General features: G+C 61.4%; 16 protein-coding genes and 3 tRNA genes. 10 read left to right on the top strand and 9 right to left on the bottom strand.

Going from position 1 to position 17,066, the window contains the following annotated elements; all coding sequences use genetic code 11:
• Complete coding sequence (locus AAAU26_RS11680) at positions 1–633, bottom strand: LexA family protein (protein ID WP_227618633.1); 633 nt, start codon at positions 631–633, stop codon at positions 1–3.
• Between the two features lie 221 nt (positions 634–854).
• On the opposite strand from AAAU26_RS11680, the gene AAAU26_RS11675 reads away from it, so the two are divergent.
• From AAAU26_RS11675 to AAAU26_RS11665, 3 genes are all read left to right on the top strand, one after another.
• Positions 855–942, top strand: a tRNA-Ser gene (locus tag AAAU26_RS11675).
• Positions 943–974: 32 nt separating this feature from the next.
• Positions 975–1,068 (top strand) — tRNA-Ser (locus tag AAAU26_RS11670).
• 147 nt (positions 1,069–1,215) lie between these two features.
• Complete coding sequence (locus tag AAAU26_RS11665; RefSeq protein WP_227618632.1) at positions 1,216–3,267, top strand: ATP-binding protein; 2,052 nt, start codon at positions 1,216–1,218, stop codon at positions 3,265–3,267.
• Positions 3,268–3,326: 59 nt separating this feature from the next.
• Here AAAU26_RS11665 and AAAU26_RS11660 read toward each other — a convergent pair.
• A tRNA-Ile gene (locus AAAU26_RS11660) sits at positions 3,327–3,400 on the bottom strand.
• A gap of 80 nt (positions 3,401–3,480) precedes the next feature.
• Positions 3,481–3,900 carry a hypothetical protein gene (locus AAAU26_RS11655; RefSeq protein WP_227618631.1) on the bottom strand — a complete coding sequence of 140 codons (420 nt, stop codon included), beginning with the start codon at positions 3,898–3,900 and terminating at the stop codon, positions 3,481–3,483.
• Positions 3,901–4,034: 134 nt separating this feature from the next.
• Between AAAU26_RS11655 and AAAU26_RS11650 the strand changes: the two genes are divergently transcribed.
• The 6 genes from AAAU26_RS11650 to AAAU26_RS11625 all read left to right on the top strand — a co-directional run bounded on the left by AAAU26_RS11650 (position 4,035) and on the right by AAAU26_RS11625 (position 9,370).
• On the top strand, positions 4,035–4,529 hold the full coding sequence (locus AAAU26_RS11650) for a conjugal transfer protein TraD (RefSeq protein ID WP_227618630.1): 495 nt from the start codon (positions 4,035–4,037) through the stop codon (positions 4,527–4,529).
• The gene (locus tag AAAU26_RS11645) at positions 4,526–5,806 is read left to right on the top strand and encodes a glycoside hydrolase family 10-like protein (RefSeq protein WP_227618629.1); all 1,281 of its coding nucleotides are present in this window, start codon (positions 4,526–4,528) and stop codon (positions 5,804–5,806) included. Before AAAU26_RS11650 ends, AAAU26_RS11645 begins: the two co-directional genes overlap by 4 nt.
• An 85-nt stretch (positions 5,807–5,891) precedes the next feature.
• A complete protein-coding gene (locus AAAU26_RS11640; RefSeq protein WP_217209874.1) occupies positions 5,892–6,422 on the top strand; it encodes a hypothetical protein in 531 nt (176 codons plus the stop codon).
• A complete protein-coding gene (locus tag AAAU26_RS11635) occupies positions 6,419–7,342 on the top strand; it encodes a DMT family transporter (protein ID WP_227618628.1) in 924 nt (307 codons plus the stop codon). Before AAAU26_RS11640 ends, AAAU26_RS11635 begins: the two co-directional genes overlap by 4 nt.
• Positions 7,324–7,869: a M48 family metallopeptidase gene (locus tag AAAU26_RS11630; protein ID WP_223386425.1), complete on the top strand. Its 546-nt coding sequence runs from the start codon at positions 7,324–7,326 to the stop codon at positions 7,867–7,869. Before AAAU26_RS11635 ends, AAAU26_RS11630 begins: the two co-directional genes overlap by 19 nt.
• A 13-nt stretch (positions 7,870–7,882) precedes the next feature.
• The gene (locus AAAU26_RS11625; protein ID WP_158402096.1) at positions 7,883–9,370 is read left to right on the top strand and encodes a lipopolysaccharide biosynthesis protein; all 1,488 of its coding nucleotides are present in this window, start codon (positions 7,883–7,885) and stop codon (positions 9,368–9,370) included.
• A 114-nt stretch (positions 9,371–9,484) separates the two neighbouring features.
• Here the strand turns inward: AAAU26_RS11625 and AAAU26_RS11620 are convergent, their stop codons facing one another.
• The 6 genes from AAAU26_RS11620 to gltX all read right to left on the bottom strand — a co-directional run bounded on the left by AAAU26_RS11620 (position 9,485) and on the right by gltX (position 16,040).
• Positions 9,485–10,417, bottom strand: a complete 933-nt coding sequence (locus tag AAAU26_RS11620) for an alpha/beta fold hydrolase (protein ID WP_227618627.1) — start codon at positions 10,415–10,417, stop codon at positions 9,485–9,487.
• An 18-nt stretch (positions 10,418–10,435) separates the two neighbouring features.
• Positions 10,436–10,687, bottom strand: coding sequence for an AbrB/MazE/SpoVT family DNA-binding domain-containing protein (locus AAAU26_RS11615; protein WP_015564383.1), 252 nt, complete (start codon positions 10,685–10,687; stop codon positions 10,436–10,438).
• Positions 10,688–10,922: 235 nt separating this feature from the next.
• A complete protein-coding gene (locus AAAU26_RS11610; RefSeq protein ID WP_174235877.1) occupies positions 10,923–11,087 on the bottom strand; it encodes a hypothetical protein in 165 nt (54 codons plus the stop codon).
• 11 nt (positions 11,088–11,098) lie between these two features.
• Positions 11,099–12,049, bottom strand: coding sequence for a pectinesterase family protein (locus tag AAAU26_RS11605; protein ID WP_227618626.1), 951 nt, complete (start codon positions 12,047–12,049; stop codon positions 11,099–11,101).
• Positions 12,050–12,114: 65 nt separating this feature from the next.
• Positions 12,115–14,403: a PP2C family protein-serine/threonine phosphatase gene (locus AAAU26_RS11600; protein WP_227618625.1), complete on the bottom strand. Its 2,289-nt coding sequence runs from the start codon at positions 14,401–14,403 to the stop codon at positions 12,115–12,117.
• Between the two features lie 167 nt (positions 14,404–14,570).
• Positions 14,571–16,040 (bottom strand): glutamate--tRNA ligase, encoded by a 1,470-nt coding sequence (gene gltX, locus AAAU26_RS11595; protein ID WP_227618624.1) that lies wholly within the window; start codon positions 16,038–16,040, stop codon positions 14,571–14,573.
• A gap of 198 nt (positions 16,041–16,238) precedes the next feature.
• Here gltX and AAAU26_RS11590 point away from each other — a divergent pair, with 198 nt between their 5' ends.
• A complete protein-coding gene (locus AAAU26_RS11590) occupies positions 16,239–16,973 on the top strand; it encodes a DUF4830 domain-containing protein (RefSeq protein WP_158395281.1) in 735 nt (244 codons plus the stop codon).
• Positions 16,974–17,066: the final 93 nt, after the last annotated feature.

Below are 17,066 nucleotides of genomic sequence, written 5' to 3'. Positions count from 1 at the left end.
TCACCACTTGGCCTTCGTCTCGACCACGCGGCCCGCGATGTGCAGGCGGTTCAGGTCCTCACCCTTGATGACCAGATCGTTGTAAGCGGGGTTGAAGGGCTGCAGAACGACGCAGTTGCCCCGCTGGATATACCGCTTGAGGGTGCCTTCGCCCTCGTCGCCGTAGACCAGCACACCCAGGTCGCCGTTTTCCAGCGTGTCCTGCTTGTGGACAAGGGCGAGGTCGCCGTCCTGAATGCGGGGCTCCATGCTGTCGCCGCGCACGACGAGGTAGAAGTAGTTGGAGGGGTCCTTGACGCGGGCATACTCCTGCCCATAATCCTCCTCAAAGGCCAGTGCGCCGTACCCGGCCTTCACGGTGCCGATGACCGGGATGAGGCTCTCGGCGTAGTTGCCGAAGAAACGCTCCTCAGGGGTGGTCACGTTGGACACCGGACGGTAGAGCCCCAGCAGGAAATCGGCTGTGGTGCTCAGGATCTCAGCGATGCGGGCCACCGTGGCGGGGTCGGGGGAGGATTTGCCGCTTTCCCACTTGCCGACGGCCTGCTGGGTCACCCCCAGTTTGGATGCCAGCTCAGCCTGACTGATCCCCTTCTGCTTGCGGCACTGCTTCAAAAGCTCTGAAAACGACATGGTCGTACACTCCTTTACTCCGAGGTCAATATTTTATGCTTTTATTGTACAACAAAAAGATGTTTTTGTAAAGAGAAAAGTGAGCAGCCAGCCAAAAAAAGGTTGTCGCATGAGAGAGATTTGCAGGGCTGGACGAAAAACTTTCAATTTGGGCTTGACAGAAGGCCGGAAATCTGGTAAATTAAATAGGCATTCGGTACGGCGTGTGCGAGTGCCCACGAGGAGAGATGTCCGAGTGGTTTAAGGAAGCAGTCTTGAAAACTGCCGTACGGCAACGTACCGTGGGTTCGAATCCCACTCTCTCCGCCATTTTTTTGAATAAGTGTAACGCACTTTGCTCTGGAGTAGTACTCAAGAGGCCGAAGAGGCGCCCCTGCTAAGGGCGTAGGTCGTCTAAACAACGGCGCGAGGGTTCAAATCCCTCCTACTCCGCCAAGAAAAAGCTCGATGGTTCGTTGAAACCACCGGGCTTTTTCCATTATTGCACACTTTTGTGAATTTTCGGGGCGGATGATTTACTTTTGCACCCGGATTTCTTATAATGGGATAAAACGGAAATGCCGGAACAGGAGGAAACGAGCAATGGCACTCAAAAAATTTGCCCGCAGGGACGTCATCCTGCCTGCAGTGGCCTTCCTGCTCACATTTGCGGTGGCCCTGTTTTCGCTCCGGCTGCTCTCGCTCAATCAGGAAAAAGACGAGCGGCTGCGGGCTGTCTATGCGGCCGAGTCCACCATCAGCCGTGTGTCTTCCCAGCTGAACCGCTATCTGGCAGAATCGGACTTCATCAAAAAATATATTGAGTCGGGCCGTGTGCTCCGTGAAGAGGAGTTTGCAGTTATATCCAGCAATATGCAGGATGGCAGCAGCGTCATCAAGACCCACGAGCTGGCGAAAGACGGCGTCGTCTCCCAGGTGTATCCGGTAGCGGGCAACGAGGCGGCCATCGGGCTCGATATGCTGCATAACCCCGCCCGCAAAAAGGAAGCAAACCTTGCCAAGAACAGCGGGATGTACACCATCGCTGGTCCCTTCGAGCTGGTGCAGGGCGGCACGGGCGCGCTGTTGTTCGACCCCATCTATACCTATAGTGAAAAGGGAGAGCGCTCGTTCTGGGGCTTCTCCATCCTTGTTTTACAGTGGGACAACTTCATTGAGGAGGTCGAGCTGGACAAGATGGAGGATGCTGGCTACCGGTATCAAATCTGGAAAAAAGACCCCTATACCGGCGAAAAGATCGTCATCGCGGAGAGCGAAGAGGATTTCCCCGGCAATGCGCTGGAAGTTGCGTGCAGCGTCCCCAACGATACATGGTATTTTGAAATCATCCCGAAGGCCGGGTGGTTCTCGGACCAGCAGCTCTCGCTGGGCATCGCCATCGCCACCATCATTGGCATAATGGCAGCCTATGCCTGCTGGGAGCTCATGAACCGGCACCAGAAGGACCTGCAGCACGAAGCGGCCCTTGAAAAGTCTGCGCAGGAGGCCCGGGCAGCCAACGAGGCAAAGACCCGCTTCCTGTTCAATATGAGCCATGACATCCGCACCCCGATGAACGCCATCATCGGCTTTTCGGAGCTTCTGGAAAAGCACATCGACGAGAAGGACAAGGTGCTGGATTACACCGAGAAGATACGCTCGTCCAGCGCATTTCTGCTCTCGCTCATCAACTATGTGCTGGAAATGGCCCGCATCGAGAGCGGCAAGGCCGTGCTGAAAGAAGAAACCGGCGACCTGTGCGCGCTGATGCAGACGCTCTCAGACGTATTTGAGCCCTCTGTCCAGCAGAAAAAGCTGACCTGTACCTACCATACGGATGTCGAACATCCCTATATTGTGAGCGACCGCACCAAAGTGCGGGAGATATTGCTGAATGTCATCAGCAACGCCATCAAGTATACGCCCGAGGGCGGACATATTGCGGTGTCGGTGAAAGAACTGCCGGCTGAGAAGCCGAAGACGGGCCGCTATACCTTTACTGTTCAGGACGATGGCATCGGCATGAGCGAGGAGTATCTGCCCCATATCTTCGAGGAGTTCACCCGTGAGCATACCAGCACCGAGAGCAAAGTCATCGGCACCGGCCTCGGCCTGCCCATCGTGAAGGCTCTCGTGGAGTGGATGCACGGCAGCATCGACGTGCAGAGCAAGCTGGGCGCAGGAACCACTGTGACCATCACCCTTGGGTTCCCACTGGCGGATGAGGCCCAGAAGAGCGTAGAGGAGCAGGACGCAGAGGGCGACGCGGCCCAGCTCAAGGGCTGCCGCATCCTGCTGGCCGAGGACAACGACCTCAACGCAGAGATCGTCGTGACCATTCTGGAAGAGAGCGGCCTTACCGTGGAGCGCACTGCCGACGGTGAACTCTGTATCGAAGCGCTCGAGGCCCACCCGGCGGGCTATTATGATGCCATCCTCATGGACATCCAGATGCCCAACATGGACGGCTATCAGGCAACGAAGATCATCCGCAATCTGTCGGGCAATTACCGCACCATTCCCATCATCGCCATGACGGCCAACGCCTTCGACGAAGACCGCCAGAAAGCCCTCTCCGTCGGCATGGACGCCCATCTGGCAAAGCCTGTTGATGTGAAGCGGCTGTTTGGGACGCTGCGGAAAGTGATAAGATGAGCATATCATTTCATCGACAACAAAAAGAACCCCAGCCTAGGCCGGGGTTCTTTTTGTTATGGGCCAGGCAGGACTTGAACCCGCGACCAAGCGGTTATGAGCCGCCAGCTCTGACCAACTGAGCTACTGGCCCACGAAGACGGCGGTCTGCCGCACATGGACTAACTATAAGTATACCAAAAAATCAGAAAAAAGCAAATCCTTTTGCCGGAATTATTTTGTGCGGCGGGCGTCGAACTTGTGCAGCATGAACTCGTCCAGCATCGCGGGCTGGAACAGCGGCTCTTTGTAGCCAAAAGCTTCCCGGATGAAGATGAGGGTCACGATGGTCTGGCGGCCCGGGTCGAACCGGAGGGTGTAGAGGGTGTCCAGCGGCTGCTGGGTGGGCTGATGGAGCGTCAGGTGGAGGGTGAAGCCGCCGTCGTTCTCCCGGCGGCACTCGTAGGCGAAGACATCGTCCGGGCTGTGCTGGTCCAGCCGGTCGAAGCAGTCGTCCAGCGGCAGGTCGGTGCGGAACTCGGACAGGCCGCTGGGGCCGTACTGGCTGCGGCGGTTCTGGTCTTTCTTAGACAGCAGAAATACGATAAAGCCCAGAATGGCCGCGAGAAGAAGGATGGAAAAAACAGCGTTCATGTGCGCCTCCCGATGGAATTTGTGTCGAGTTTTCCTTATTGTAACACAACACGCCCCAAAATGTGTTATAATATTTGAAAAATTCCAAAAACTGATGGGCAGCCTGCGCCCTTTCTGCGGGCGGGAGGAACGATATGAAACTCAAATTCACGCGAAAGACCTGGTATTTCCTGCTGCTGGCTTCCGCAGCGGCCTCTATGCTCAACGGCTTTGCCGTCCTGAGCGGCACCAGCTTCAGCCTCATCGAGCAGATCGCATTCGCCGCGGCGGGCATCGCGGCCCTCTTCCTCGCGGCGGAGAAAGGCTCTGCAAGCTGGGAAAAACGCAACTTCACCGGCGTGTTCGTGCTGCTGATGGTGAGCTACATGGTCAACGGCTGGGCGGGCTACCTCTGCTCTGCGCTGGCCTGGCCGCTGCTGCTCAGCACTGAGTATAAGCGCGGCATGGCCATCCAGCGCCAGCTGCAGCTGGTGGGTGCCGCCGAAGCGCTCCACCTGTTCTTCCTGCTGATGGCGAAATACGGCGGCATGGCCGCGCTGGGCTTCTGGACGAACCTGCTCTGGGTGCTGCTGGCCTGCGCCCGGGGCTGGGCGGCACTGAGTCTTTATAAGATGCAGGAGGACGCATGACCCAGCGGCGGAGAAGACGCCGCGCCCGGCGGGGCCGGTTCGGGCGGCGGGCGTTCCTGGCCGGGGCCGGCTGTGCCGCGCTGGCCGGGGCAGCGGTGATGCTGGGTCGGGGACAGACCGCCTCGGCGTCGTCGGTGCCGCCGACGGACGAAGCAGAGCCAAACGCCGCCCTGCCCTCGGGTGAATGGCGGGCCGTCTGGGTGAGCTATCTGGAATGGGCCGGGATGGACTTTTCGTCCGAAGAAGCCTTCCGTGCCGGTGCGGTGACGCTGATGGACAACTGTCTGTCCATCGGGCTGAACACCGTCATCGCGCAGGTGCGGCCTTTCGGGGATGCTCTTTACAGGAGCACCCTCTTCCCGTGGAGCCATCTCTGCACCGGCGTACAGGGGCAGGACCCCGGCTTCGACCCGCTGGACGTCCTCATCACCGAAGCACACAGCCGGGGCCTTTCGCTGGAAGCGTGGGTGAACCCCTACCGCCTCCGCTCCTCGGCGAAGATGCCGCCCGCGCTGGCGGAAAATAACCTTGTCAATGTACATCCCGAGTGGGTCTGCGCCGTGGGCGAGGGGCTGTACCTGAACCCGGCTATCCCGGAAGCCGCAGACTATGTGGTGCAGGGCGTGGCCGAGCTGGTGCAGAACTACGCTGTGGACGGCATCCACTTCGACGACTATTTTTACCCCACGACAGACGCTGCGCTGGACGCGGCCCAGTTCGCCGCCAGCGGCGCGGGGGATCTAGCCGCATGGCGGCGGCAGAACGTCACCACGCTGGTGAAAGCGGCCCACGACGCCGTCAAAGCCGCCGACGCTACCCTCCGTTTCGGCGTCAGCCCGCAGGGCAACCCCGACAACGACTTTGGACAGCAGTACAGCGACGTGAAAGCATGGCTGGCCGCCGAGGGCGAAAACGCCGTGGTGGACTACCTCTGCCCGCAGATATACTGGGGCTGCGGCTATACCCTCCAGTCGGGCAGCACCCGCTTCGCCTTTGAGAACATCGTGCCGGAGTGGCTGGCCATGCCCAGGGCGGCATCCACGGCCCTCTACTTCGGGCTGGGAGCCTATCGCATCGGCGAGGGCGACGGCGGTGCCAACGAGGACAGCCAGAGCCAGTGGTGTACGGGCAGCGCTCTTGCCCGGCAGGTGGAAAGTCTGCACAGCCTCGGCGCGGGCGGATGGGCGCTCTACCGGTACGATTCGCTGTTCCGGTCGGCTCAGCCGGAGCTTGCCGACGCCGAACGTGCGGCGCTGGCCGCTCTGACTACAGCCTGAACTCTTGTATGGGAGCATAAAATGCGGTATACTATATAAATCGTGTAAAACCTCGTGTTAAAACAAAATTTGAGGATAAAAGATCATGAAAAAGATAAAGCGAATCGTCCTGCTCGTCGTGGCGGTGCTGGTACTGCTTGTGGCTGCGTCCGGCGTCAAGACTGTGCTGGACATGAAGAACAGCGCGGACAATGAGGTGCAGGAAGAGGACAGCACCCGCTGGGCCGAACTGACCAGCGACCCGCTGAACCTCGAGGGCATTGCTGACGCCTCGGCCAAGTATGCCTCGGCGGCGGTGAATGGGAGCCTGAACCTCGTGTTCAACGGCATCTGGAGCCGCCAGACCGATTACTTCACCGTCCCGGGCGGCAGCCTGACCATCACCGGCTACGGCACCGCCGAGGGTACCCAGCGGTACAAGGTGTCCGTCTGGCAGAAGGTGGCCGGCGGCGCACAGTACGTCAACGGAAGCACCTATTATATCAAGACCGATGGTCAGAACTACCGCTGCGTCATCTCCGGGCTGGACCCGGCGGCCAGCTACCGTCTGACCATCTCCTACGATTCCAGCCGTTACTACCTCTATGGCGGACTCAAAGTGGAGGGCATAGGATGAAGACACAGACCAAACATTCGCTCATGCTGATGCTCTGTGCCTTTATCTGGGGTACGGCTTTCGTAGCCCAGAGCGCAGGCTCCGGCATGGGGGCCTATTCCTTCCTCGCAGGGCGCAGCTGGCTGGCTGTCCTTGTGCTGATCCCTACCGTGTTCGCTTTCGACGCCGTGCGCAAAAAACAGGGCCAGCCCTACGGCTGGCCGAAAGAGAAGTCGGAGCGCAAGACCCTGCTGGTGGCGGGCCTCGTCTGCGGCACCTTCCTGTTCGCGGCCTCTGCGGCTCAGCAGATCGGCATCACCATCAACCCGTCCACGGCCAAGGCCGCGTTCCTGACGGCCATGTACGTTGTGATGGTGCCGGTGTTCGGCCTCTTTCTGGGCCGGAAGGGCAGCGCTCAGCTCTGGGTCAGCATGGTCATCGCTGTGGCGGGCCTGTATATGCTCTGCATGAAGAACGGCTTCGGCGGCATTGAGACCAGCGACTGGATACTTCTCAGCTGCGCCGTGCTGTTCAGCTTCCAGATCATGTCCATCGACCACTTTTCGCCGCTTGTGGACGGTGTGCGGCTGAGCCTCATCCAGTTCATCGTGGTGGCTGTGGAGAGCTCTGCGGCGGCGCTGATCTTCGAGACGCCCACGCTGGCAGAGTACGGCGCAAACTTTCTGCCTGTGGTCTACTGCGGCGTCATGTCCAGCGGCGCGGGCTATACGCTTCAAATCCTTGGCCAGAAAGATTTGAACCCCGCCATCGCCAGCCTTATCATGTGCTTGGAAAGCGTATTCAGTGCGCTGGGCGGCTGGCTGCTGCTGGGCCAGAACCTTTCGATGCGGGAGAGCGCAGGCTGCACCCTCATCTTCGCCGCCGTTGTGCTGTCTCAGCTGCCCCTTGCGGAGCTGCGCAGATGCAAAAAGGGCGCGTGATGCTGCGAGTGGCCGGGGGCATCCCCTATGAGCTGACGCGGGGGCGGGTCAAGCGGCTCAACCTCCACGTCCGACGGGACGGCACCGTGGCTCTCAGCATCCCCCTGCGCACGACGCTGGAAGCGGCTGACGCCTACGTCATCGCCGAGGCGGAGTGGATACGGGCCGCACAGGCCCGGCAGGCCGCCCGCGAAAAGCGGCAGGAGGAACTGCCCGACAAGGCGGCCGCCCTGGCCCACTTCACGGCCATGAGCGACAAGGTCTACCCGGCCTTTGCCGGGGTACTGGGCGGGCAGAAGCCCACCATCAAAGTGCGCAGCATGACCAGCCGCTGGGGCGTCTGCCATATGGCGAAGCGCCAGATCACCTTCGCGCTCCAGCTCTACAATATGCCCGAGGCGGCACAGATCTATGTAGTAGTGCATGAGTACTGCCACTTTTTGCAGCCCAACCACAGCCCGGCTTTCTGGGCCGAAGTGGCGAAGCTGATGCCGGACTGGAAAGCCCGGCGGGATTTATTAAAATAGGAGAGAAAATCTTTTGGAAAGCGAAAAGACCTCCGGCGGCGATAAATATTCGAAGCTCGCCGGCAATACCATCATCTTTGCCATCAGCAGCTTTTCGTCCAAGCTGCTGACGCTCATCGTCCAGCCGTTCCTGACGTACGCGATGGCCGAGATTTCCGACCTCGGCCTGTCGAAGATTTTGAGCCAGTACGCCAACCTGCTCATCCCCTTTGTGTCGATGGGCATGTCCAACGCCATCATCCGCTTCGGCCTCGACAAGGGCAACAGCGAAAAGCAGGTGTTCACCAACGGCCTGCTCACCATCCTCGGCGGCTTCGGCATCCTCGTGCTCTGCTGGCCGGTGGCGCAGTTTTTGCCCGATATGGCTCAGTACGGCCTGCTCATTTATATTTACGTCCTGATGAGCTGCCTGCGCACCCTCTGCACCCAGTTCGTGCGCAGCCGCCAGTGGAACAAGCTGGTGGCCGTGGACGGTGTGCTCTGCACCGTGGCGACCATGGCGTTTTATGTGCTCTATCTGGTGGGTTTCAAGTGGGGGGCCAACGGCTATCTGCTGGCCATCATCAGCGGCGACTTTGTGAGCGTGCTCTTCCTGATGTTCACCGGCAAGCTCTGGGATTTCATCGAGCTGAAGGGCATCAACAAGACCCTCTGGAAGCAGATGCTCCACTTCTCGCTGCCCATGATACCGGCCCAGATAAGCTTCTGGATCATCAACGCCTCCGACTTGTTCTTTGTGCGTGAGATGTGCGACGGCCTCGACGGCCACAGCGGCGACGCATGGAGCGGCCTGCTCTCCACCGGCTACTTCCTGCCCACCATCCTCACGACGCTGGGCCTTATCTTCTACGACGCATGGCAGCTGTCGGCTGTCACCGAGGAAGAGGGGAGGGCCAAGTTCTTTACCCAGATCTTCCGCACCTATTCCAGCGTGCTGTTCTGCTGTGCAGCGGGCATCATCTGGCTCTGCCGCCCGGTCATGCACGTCATGAAGTCCAACTACTATTACGCATGGCACTTCGTGCCGTTCCTCGTGCTGGCGTCTACCTGCAGCTGCTTCAACCAGTTCATGAACAGCGTCTATGTCGTGAATAAGAAGTCCCAGCGCAGCATGGTCACCATGATGGCCGGTGCCATCAGCAACTGCCTCATGAACTACTTCTTCATCAAGTGGTGGGGTCCTGTGGGTGCGACCTATGCGTCCTTCCTCGGCCTCGGGCTGGTGTTCACTCTCCGCGCCATGGATGCCCACGGCATGATCGGGATGCATGTCCACCCGGGCCGTGTCCTCGTCAACGCCGCCGCGCTGGTGTTCGAGGCTTTCGTGCTGCTGGCCGAGACGCCGCTGTACGGCCTCTGGACGGGCATCATCACCGCCCTCATCATCCTGTACAACTTCTCCGGTGTCTGGGCCATGGCCCGCATCCTGCTGCCTAAAATTCTGGGCCGCCGGGGCAAGGCCCTTGTGGCTGTCGTGGACGGCTGGGCAGCCAAAAAGTAAAAATGGATCTATAAGCGCTCTGTCAGGCGGCTTTCGGGCCGCCCGGCGGGGCGCTTTTCCGTAGTCCAGAAGAAAAAGCCCCCACATCGTCAGTCCGATGAAGGAGCTTTGGATTCAAAGATGCAGTTGTTTTTCGAGCCAGCCGGCGATGTCCGCAAACACCTCGGCTTTGTTCGTCTCCACCAGCAGTTCATGGCGGGCGCCGGGGTAGAATTTCGACTCGATGTTCCCGACACCGGCGTCCCGGAGGCTCTGGATAGCCCGCCGGACTCCGGCGGTGCGCTCGCCCACAGGGTCGGCGTCACCGGCGAGGAAGAGAAGGGGCAGGTCCTTTGGCACCCCGGCCAGAACGGCGGGGTCGTACAGCCGCAGGATGCCTGTGAACATGCTGTAGTAGGCGTTCAGGGTGAAGGTGAACATGCAGCGCTCGTCGGCGCGGTACTTGTCCACTTCGGCCTGGTCACGGTTGAGCCAGTCCTGAGGCGTGCGGCCCTCGAGACCCCTGTTGTAGCCGAGGAAGGAGAGGTTCGCCACCAGCTTGCTGCGGTGCTCCCAGCCGAAAAAGACGGCCAGCACCCGGCAGAGCGCCCGGGCCGTGGCGACCAGCGCTTTGGGCTGGAAGCCGGTACCCATGATGATGGCTCCGTCAAGCTCACCGCCCCACTCGCAAAGGTACTGCCGGGCGTAGAACGAGCCCATGCTGTGGCCCAGCAGAAAATAGGGGACGCCGGGATAGAGCTGCTTCGTCAGCGCAGTGACAGCGTGGAGGTCGTCGAGGACGGCGCGGTTGCCGTCGGGCTGGGCGAAATAGCCGTAATCCGCCTTGGTGCGGATGGAGCCGCCGTGGCCCAGATGGTCGTGGCCGGTGACGAGGATGCCCCGGGCGGCCAGATACTCGGCCAGAGGCTTGTACCGGTCGATGAACTCCACCATGCCGTGGGAGAGCTGTAGGATGGCCCGCACCTTACCCTCCGGCACACAGCGGAATGCATGGAGCGTCCGGCCCGGTACGCAGGAGGGCAGGGTGAAATCGGTCATCTGACTCATGTGATTCTCCTTTTCCGTTTACAGCGCAGCGATCTTGGCCCGGCAGGCGGGGCAGATGCAGTAACCCTCATACTGGGCCATGTCGGCCGCCAGCTCACCGCAGAAATCGCAGCTGCCGGCGGGACGGTGCTTTTTGAGGATGATCTGATCGCCCTCCACGAAGATCTCGAGCTTCGAGTCCTTGTCGATGTGCATATTGGTGCGCAGCTCCTTGGGGAGGACGATGCGGCCCAGAGAATCGATGCCCCGAACGATGCCAGTTGTTTTCATATTCATTTCTCCTTTTCAGTGTGTCCGGAAAGATGGCAGAATGAGCGTCGTTTACACCGACACAACGCAAAAAATGTTCCTGTGCAGGAAAAACAGGAAAATTCTGTCAACTTCGTGCCTGTTCAGTATACAAAAAGTTGAGCCATTCGTCAATCTAAACGGGCGGATTCGACAAAAACTTCTCAAAGAAGCAAAGAGGGGCCGCTTTCCAGCAGTCCCGTCTCGTTTTTCTGATTCACTTTCCAGTGGCAGGCGTCTGGCGATAGATGCCCAGGCTGTTGTCCGGCATTGGCATCTCCACCCGGGAGGCACGGTCGTTCACGGCCACCATCATCGCGGCCATTGCGGCCAGCACCACGGCAATGATGAGCCACTTTACAAAATTCGGCAGTTTTTTCATTTGTTACATCCTCAGTTGGCTTTCGGTCGGCAGAGGGTGCGGGCGTGGGCCAGCAGTTCCGCCGCCTCCGGCCCGGAAAGCTGTTTCACCCACGCCGGGCGCTCTGCTGCGCCCGGGCCGGTGCTGTCAGCTTCCGCAAAGCTGGCAAGGCCGGTATCGGTGCGGTCATTCCATGCGATAAAACCTTCCGGCGCGATGTGGGCGCCGAGACGGCAGTCCAGCACCGCCGTCTTGCCCTCGGGACGCCACGGACGCCCCAGATAGACGCTGCCCGCCGGGCAGTCGGAGACGAAATCGCAGTTCCAGAACACAAAGCCAAGTCCATCGGCTTTGCCCGAAGGAGCTGTGACATAGCTGTGGGGGATGTGGTTGTCCACCGTGCGGATGACACAGTTTTCGAAGAGGGCGTCGCCGCCGCCAAAGATGAAATCAATGTCACCTGCGATCTCGCAGTCGGTGTAGTACTGGGCGGTCGGTTTGCGGGGCGCAAGACCGCGCGGGCCGAGAAAGCCGTCCTTCTCCCGCTCCTTTTCGGGCAGCGGGGCGCAGAAAAGCGTGTCCTGACTGCCCAGCAGCTTGACCCGGCGGAACACCGCCCGGGTGCTGTCCACATAGGCCGCGACGGCCTGCCCGGCTTTCGCGCCCGGGCCGGCGTCGTTTTCAATCGTCATGTCCTCCACGCAGAGCATTTCGCCGCTGAAAAAGGCGGTGTAGCTGCGGAAGGTATGGGTGGGCCGCCCGTCCTTGTGGGGCAGCTTGCCGCCGTCGCCCCACACGAGTTTTGTCTTATCTGCACCCGCCCCCCGCAGGGTGATGCAGCGCTTTTCGCAGACCAGCTTTTCCCGGTAAATGCCGGGACCGACCTGCACCAGTGCTTCCTCCTCATAGGGTACGGCCAGCACCGCCTCCGCGATGGACGCGAAGTCGCCGCTGCCGTCCTGTGCAACTGTAACTGTCAGCATATGTGTCTCTCCTATGATCGTTCTAGATACTGACAAGTATACCCTCTCGCCGCCCAAAAAGCAACTCAGCTGTTTTCGAGCCGGAGGACAGCGGCGGTAATGTCGTCGGGACGGCCCCGCTGGACGGCGCGGGCGCGGGCGGCTTCCACCAGCTTTTTCGCCAGAACGTCGGGCTGTTCTGCCTTGGCAGCGGAGAGTTCCAGCTGCTGCATCACCCAGCCGGGGCCGTCCACCAAGAGGCCGTCTGACACCAGCACCACATAGTCCCCCGCCGCCAGATGCACCACCCGGCTCTGCCCGCTAACGCCGCCGAGGATGCCCATCGGCAGGCTGGCTTCGCCCACAGCCCGGGCCTTGCCCCCATGCACGAGAAAGCCCGGGGCCGCACCGGCCTTGAAGAGCCGGGCTGTGCCGGTATAGAGGTCTACGCTCACGAGGTCGAGGGTCGCGCCGCTCTCCTCGTCGCTCTTGAGCGCCAGCGCCACGTTCACGAGCCGGGCCGCAAGCTCTGCGGTAAAGCCCGCTTTGAGCAGGCGTGCCGTCAGCTCTGCGGCGAGGTTGCCGTCTACTGCCGCCGGACGTCCCGTTCCCATGCCGTCGCAGAGTATCATCTGGGCCGCTGCCGCACTGCAGAACTGCTGGACTGCGTCACCGGAGATCTCGCCCCGCGCCGCCGCGCCCGCCGTCCCGAATACGGCCCGGAGCAGGGGCTTTTCGGCAAAGAGCAGGGTGGTCATCCCCTTGCAAGAGAGCACCTGCGGCGGCTCGAGGCTGCGGCGGCAGATATGCCCCACCTCCCCGGCCAGAGCGGCCAGCTCTTTTTCATTGAAGCGGGTGCGGGGCAGCGTCACTGCCGCCCGGGTGCGGCCCAAATCGTCCAGTGTCACAGCACATTCCAGCGGCGGCGTCCCCAGCTGAGCGAACAGCGCCGACACCCGGCCAGACTTGTAGGGCTCCGGGCTTCCGGGACGGCCCAGCTGTTCGCTGAGGACGCCCAGTGCATCGGCCACGGCGCTGTACTGCTCAGTGAGGGCTGTCCGCATGGCCTCGGAGTGGACGCGGGCCTCCCGGCGGCTGCGGTAGAGTGCAAACGCCTTGTCCCCCGCCGCGCAGAGCGCCGCCGGGTGGATGCACCGCGCCAGCTGACCGGGCAGAAGTGCCGCTTCCAGATGGCCTTTTTCTTCCAGAATGGGGCGCAGGGCCTCCATTCCTTCCAGGGTGGAGGCGTGCTCCTGCTTCCAGCAGACTTCCCGCCGTCCGCAGTTGGCGCAAAGGCCGTCGTGGATGTTGTCGATGACCCATCGGAAACCCTCGCACCGGCGTGGAAAAGCGTCGTACACCTCGTTCACCGTCTCCGCCAGCGAGGAGAGGCTTTCGGCCACCGCTTCCAGCCGGGTCGCGGCGGCAGAGAGGCGCGGCCGCTCGTCGCCGGGCGGGTCGTCCTCTTTGAGGGCAGGCATCAGCCAGCCCGCGGGCAGCAGGGCGCAGAGTCCCGCACCCGCCCCGGCACTGAGCAGAAAGCTGAACGCCCCCGCCAGCGGCTGGATGCAGAGCACCCCCGCCACACAGCCGCCCGCATAGGCCGCAAGCCCCTCCACCCGTCGCGCCGGGGCAAGCACTGCCGCAGCGGCACACCCACAGGCAAGCCCGGCGGCGGCAGGCGCAAGGGCAGGGTCTGACGCGGCCAGAGCCGCACCCGTCACCCCGCTGAAAGCCAATGCCTCCAGCGGCAGGCCCTTGCAGCAGAGGGCCAGCTCTGCCGCCGCACAGGCCATTACCCCGGGCAGGAAGAGGCCAAAGCTCATCCCGCCCAGTGCGGCGGCCACAGCGGCAGACAAGATCAGGCTGCCCATGCCCGGTTTTTCGGGCGGGAAGCGCCGCAGGCCGTACCCCGCGGCTGCTGCCAGCAGGGCGTCGCCGCCGCAGAACAGGATGGTCTGAACGCCGTTTTCCTCCCCCGCCGCGAAGCAGACTGCGCTTCCCACCAGTGTGCCGCAGCCCGCTGCCACCGCCGGGACGAATCGGCCGGGCCAGAGCCATCGTGCCGCTACCGCCGCACCCAGTGCGCAGAGCAGGCAGACGCTCTCCACGGTCAGCGTTCCGAAACTCCGGGCCAGCACCCCCAGTGCGGCCCCGGCGGCTCCCACAGCGAAGCAGTCCTCCGCAAAGCCCAGCGTCAGCCCCAGCCCGAAAGGCATCAGCGCACCATACAGCACGGCCCAGCCTCCGGCCAGCCCCAGCAGGAACGCGCTCCCCTGCCGCAGGGCAGGCCGCACTGCCGCCCGCGCCCGGAGCGCACCGTTCACCCGCTTTTTCCCGTCTGTGAGCTGTATCGTCCGAAAAGATACCTGCATGAAAAAATCCCCGCTTTCCGGCGGGGATCTTTTGCAATATTACGCTGTGCTGTTCTGTTTCCCGCGCCTTCTGCGTATACTGTAGCGCAGAGTGCGCGCAGTTTTTGGCGGGGTGATGGGATGGGATAAAATCTCAGCAGAAGTAGTGCGCTTCGCCAAAAAGCGGCTCAGCCATTCAGCTTCTCGATAGCGGCCTTCACCCGCTCGAGGGTCGTTTCGCGGCCCATCATGCAGGCGAGGTCGGTGCCGCCGCCGGGGGTGCGCTGCTTGCCGGAGAGGGCGATGCCCAGCGGGTAGAGCAGCCAGCCATTCTTCTTGCCCAGCTCCTCGGCCTTGGCCTTGCAGGCGTCGAAGACGGTGTCACGGTCATTGAAGTCCAGTGCCTCGTCGCTCAGCACGGGCAGCAGGGCTTCCAGCGCCTCCTTTGCGGACTCAGGGGTGGTCTTCTGCTTCTTATTGGCGTAGAGGCTCACGTCATACTCGGGCATGGCGTCGAAGAAATCCAGCTGCTCGGGGATCTCGCCCAGGACCTCGCAGCGGGGCTGCAGGTTTGCACAGAGCAGCTTCTTGTTGATGGGGGTATGGACGGCGCTGTCGATCCAGGGCTCAGCCTTGGCGAGGAACTCCTCGGGGGACAGGCGGCGGATATACTCAGCGTTGATGGCCCGCAGCTTGAGGGGGTCGAAGATGGCGGGAGACTTGGAGATGCCGTCCGGCGTCCAGATCTTGACCAGATCAGCCAGCGAGAAGATCTCCTGCTCGGCGTACTCGCCCTTGGGGCTCCAGCCCAGCAGGCAGATGTAGTTCAGGATAGCCTCGGTCAGGTAGCCCTTTGCAACGAGATCCTGATAGCTGGCGTCGCCGTTGCGCTTGGACAGCTTGTTCTGAGCGTCCTTCATGACCGGCGGGCAGTGGATGTAGTTGGGGATGTTCCAGCCGAAAGCCTGGTACAGCAGGTTATACTTCGGGGTGGAGGACAGATACTCGCTGCCGCGGATGACGTGGGTGATGCCCATGAGGTGGTCGTCCACGACATTTGCGAAGTTGTAGGTGGGCATACCGTCGGTCTTGATGAGGATCTGGTCGTCCATCTCGCTGTTGTTGACCTCGATGTGGCCGTAGACCATATCGTCGAAGCCGGTCACGCCCTCGCGGGGGATCTTCTGGCGGATGACGTAAGGCTCACCGGCGGCAAGGCGCTTTTCCACCTCTTCCTTGGGCAGGTCGCGGCAGCAGCCATCGTAGTGGGTCATCTCACCGTGGGCGCGCTGCTCGGCGTGGAGGGCTTCCAGACGCTCCTCGGTGCAGAAGCAGTAATAGGCCTTGCCCTCAGCCACCAGCTGCTCGGCATACTGCTTGAACATGCCCATGCGCTCGCTCTGGACGTAGGGGCCGACGGGGCCGCCGATGTCCGGGCCTTCGTCCCACAGCAGGCCGGTCTCCCGCAGGGTGTTGTAGATGACATCCACAGCGCCCTCCACGTAGCGGCCCTGGTCGGTGTCCTCGATGCGGAGGATGAAGGTGCCGTCATCGTGCTTGGCCATCAGGTAGGTGTACAGGGCCGTGCGCAGGTTGCCAACATGCATATAACCCGTAGGCGAGGGAGCAAAACGGGTGCGGATATTATTGTTCGGCATAATGATTTCTCCTTTTAATCTATCATAGGCAAATGAATTGCAAATATCTCTGCCTAAGTTTACCCTCTCCGGCCCTGTTTGTCAACGGAGACAGCAAAGAGAAGCGGCCTTGGCTGGAAAGCGGCCCCGTTTTTGCATGATACCGCAGTCTCCCGCATATGTTGTACGGACAAATCTGAATGGGTGGGAGGCAAGGGTATGTTTGTGGTCACACTGAGTAAGGCAAGCGTCAAGAAGCTGGGCGTGGGGGCGATGTGCTGTGCGCTGGTGGTGTTCAGCGCCATGCTGGGGCGGTACATCAGTACCCGCTCGGTGGCTGTCGCGGCGGCAAGTAATAAAATCGAGAGTGCGCAGGACATCCAGACCTGGTTCACGGGCTATGGGCTGGACGTGGACGGCGCGTCCATCACCGCCGACAAGGTGAAGATCCCCCGCAAGTGGGACGACAGCTTTTCGGCCTTTAATGGGGTGGTGCAGCAGAGCGGCATGGACCTGGCCCGTTACAAGGGCAAGACGGTGGAGAAGTGGACAGCGCTCATCCCGGCGGCCAGCCGGGGCGATGTGAGCAGCTACGGCGTGCTGCTGGTCTACAAGAAAAAGGCCGTGGGTGCGTATCTGTTGGAAAAGCCTTCCGGCACTGTCACCGGGCTGAAAGACGCCCAGACCGCGATGGCCCTGCAGGAGGCCGAACAGGTGTCCGGCGAGGACTTCAGCGGGGACTGGGGCGAACGGCACGAGGATGAACTGACCGACGGGCAGGCCCAGCAGACCTCGGGCGAAGATTTCAGCGGCGACTGGGGAGAGCGCCACGACGGCGAGCTGGGCGCGGAGGGTCAGGCCCAGCAGACTTCCGGCGAGCCGGACGCTGCACAGGAGCAGCCCGTGCAGTACACCGACCTGCCGCTAGACGCCGAGGGATACCCCGTCGAATAACCGTCATTCTGTACAAAAAAGTGCGATGAAACAGAAAAATTGTGCAGTAGTGGTATTTCTGTAGAAAGATTCTGTTCAATGTTACTAAAATTT

Source organism: Faecalibacterium longum (assembly GCF_040094125.1).
Taxonomy (GTDB): domain Bacteria; phylum Bacillota; class Clostridia; order Oscillospirales; family Ruminococcaceae; genus Faecalibacterium; species Faecalibacterium longum.
The sequence above is the reverse complement of the archived record's forward strand: the minus strand, read 5'-3'. Positions and strand labels throughout refer to the sequence as shown.

What these genes read in the sequence shown, in the direction of transcription:
- AAAU26_RS11680 (WP_227618633.1), bottom strand. Translation starts at nt 633, where the DNA reads ATGTCGTTTTCAGAGCTTTTGAAGCAGTGCCGCAAGCAGAAGGGGATC.
- AAAU26_RS11665 (WP_227618632.1), top strand. Translation starts at nt 1,216, where the DNA reads ATGGCACTCAAAAAATTTGCCCGCAGGGACGTCATCCTGCCTGCAGTG.
- AAAU26_RS11655 (WP_227618631.1), bottom strand. Translation starts at nt 3,900, where the DNA reads ATGAACGCTGTTTTTTCCATCCTTCTTCTCGCGGCCATTCTGGGCTTT.
- AAAU26_RS11650 (WP_227618630.1), top strand. Translation starts at nt 4,035, where the DNA reads ATGAAACTCAAATTCACGCGAAAGACCTGGTATTTCCTGCTGCTGGCT.
- AAAU26_RS11645 (WP_227618629.1), top strand. Translation starts at nt 4,526, where the DNA reads ATGACCCAGCGGCGGAGAAGACGCCGCGCCCGGCGGGGCCGGTTCGGG.
- AAAU26_RS11640 (WP_217209874.1), top strand. Translation starts at nt 5,892, where the DNA reads ATGAAAAAGATAAAGCGAATCGTCCTGCTCGTCGTGGCGGTGCTGGTA.
- AAAU26_RS11635 (WP_227618628.1), top strand. Translation starts at nt 6,419, where the DNA reads ATGAAGACACAGACCAAACATTCGCTCATGCTGATGCTCTGTGCCTTT.
- AAAU26_RS11630 (WP_223386425.1), top strand. Translation starts at nt 7,324, where the DNA reads ATGCAAAAAGGGCGCGTGATGCTGCGAGTGGCCGGGGGCATCCCCTAT.
- AAAU26_RS11620 (WP_227618627.1), bottom strand. Translation starts at nt 10,417, where the DNA reads ATGAGTCAGATGACCGATTTCACCCTGCCCTCCTGCGTACCGGGCCGG.
- AAAU26_RS11615 (WP_015564383.1), bottom strand. Translation starts at nt 10,687, where the DNA reads ATGAAAACAACTGGCATCGTTCGGGGCATCGATTCTCTGGGCCGCATC.
- AAAU26_RS11610 (WP_174235877.1), bottom strand. Translation starts at nt 11,087, where the DNA reads ATGAAAAAACTGCCGAATTTTGTAAAGTGGCTCATCATTGCCGTGGTG.
- AAAU26_RS11605 (WP_227618626.1), bottom strand. Translation starts at nt 12,049, where the DNA reads ATGCTGACAGTTACAGTTGCACAGGACGGCAGCGGCGACTTCGCGTCC.
- AAAU26_RS11600 (WP_227618625.1), bottom strand. Translation starts at nt 14,403, where the DNA reads ATGCAGGTATCTTTTCGGACGATACAGCTCACAGACGGGAAAAAGCGG.
- gltX (WP_227618624.1), bottom strand. Translation starts at nt 16,040, where the DNA reads ATGCCGAACAATAATATCCGCACCCGTTTTGCTCCCTCGCCTACGGGT.
- AAAU26_RS11590 (WP_158395281.1), top strand. Translation starts at nt 16,239, where the DNA reads ATGTTTGTGGTCACACTGAGTAAGGCAAGCGTCAAGAAGCTGGGCGTG.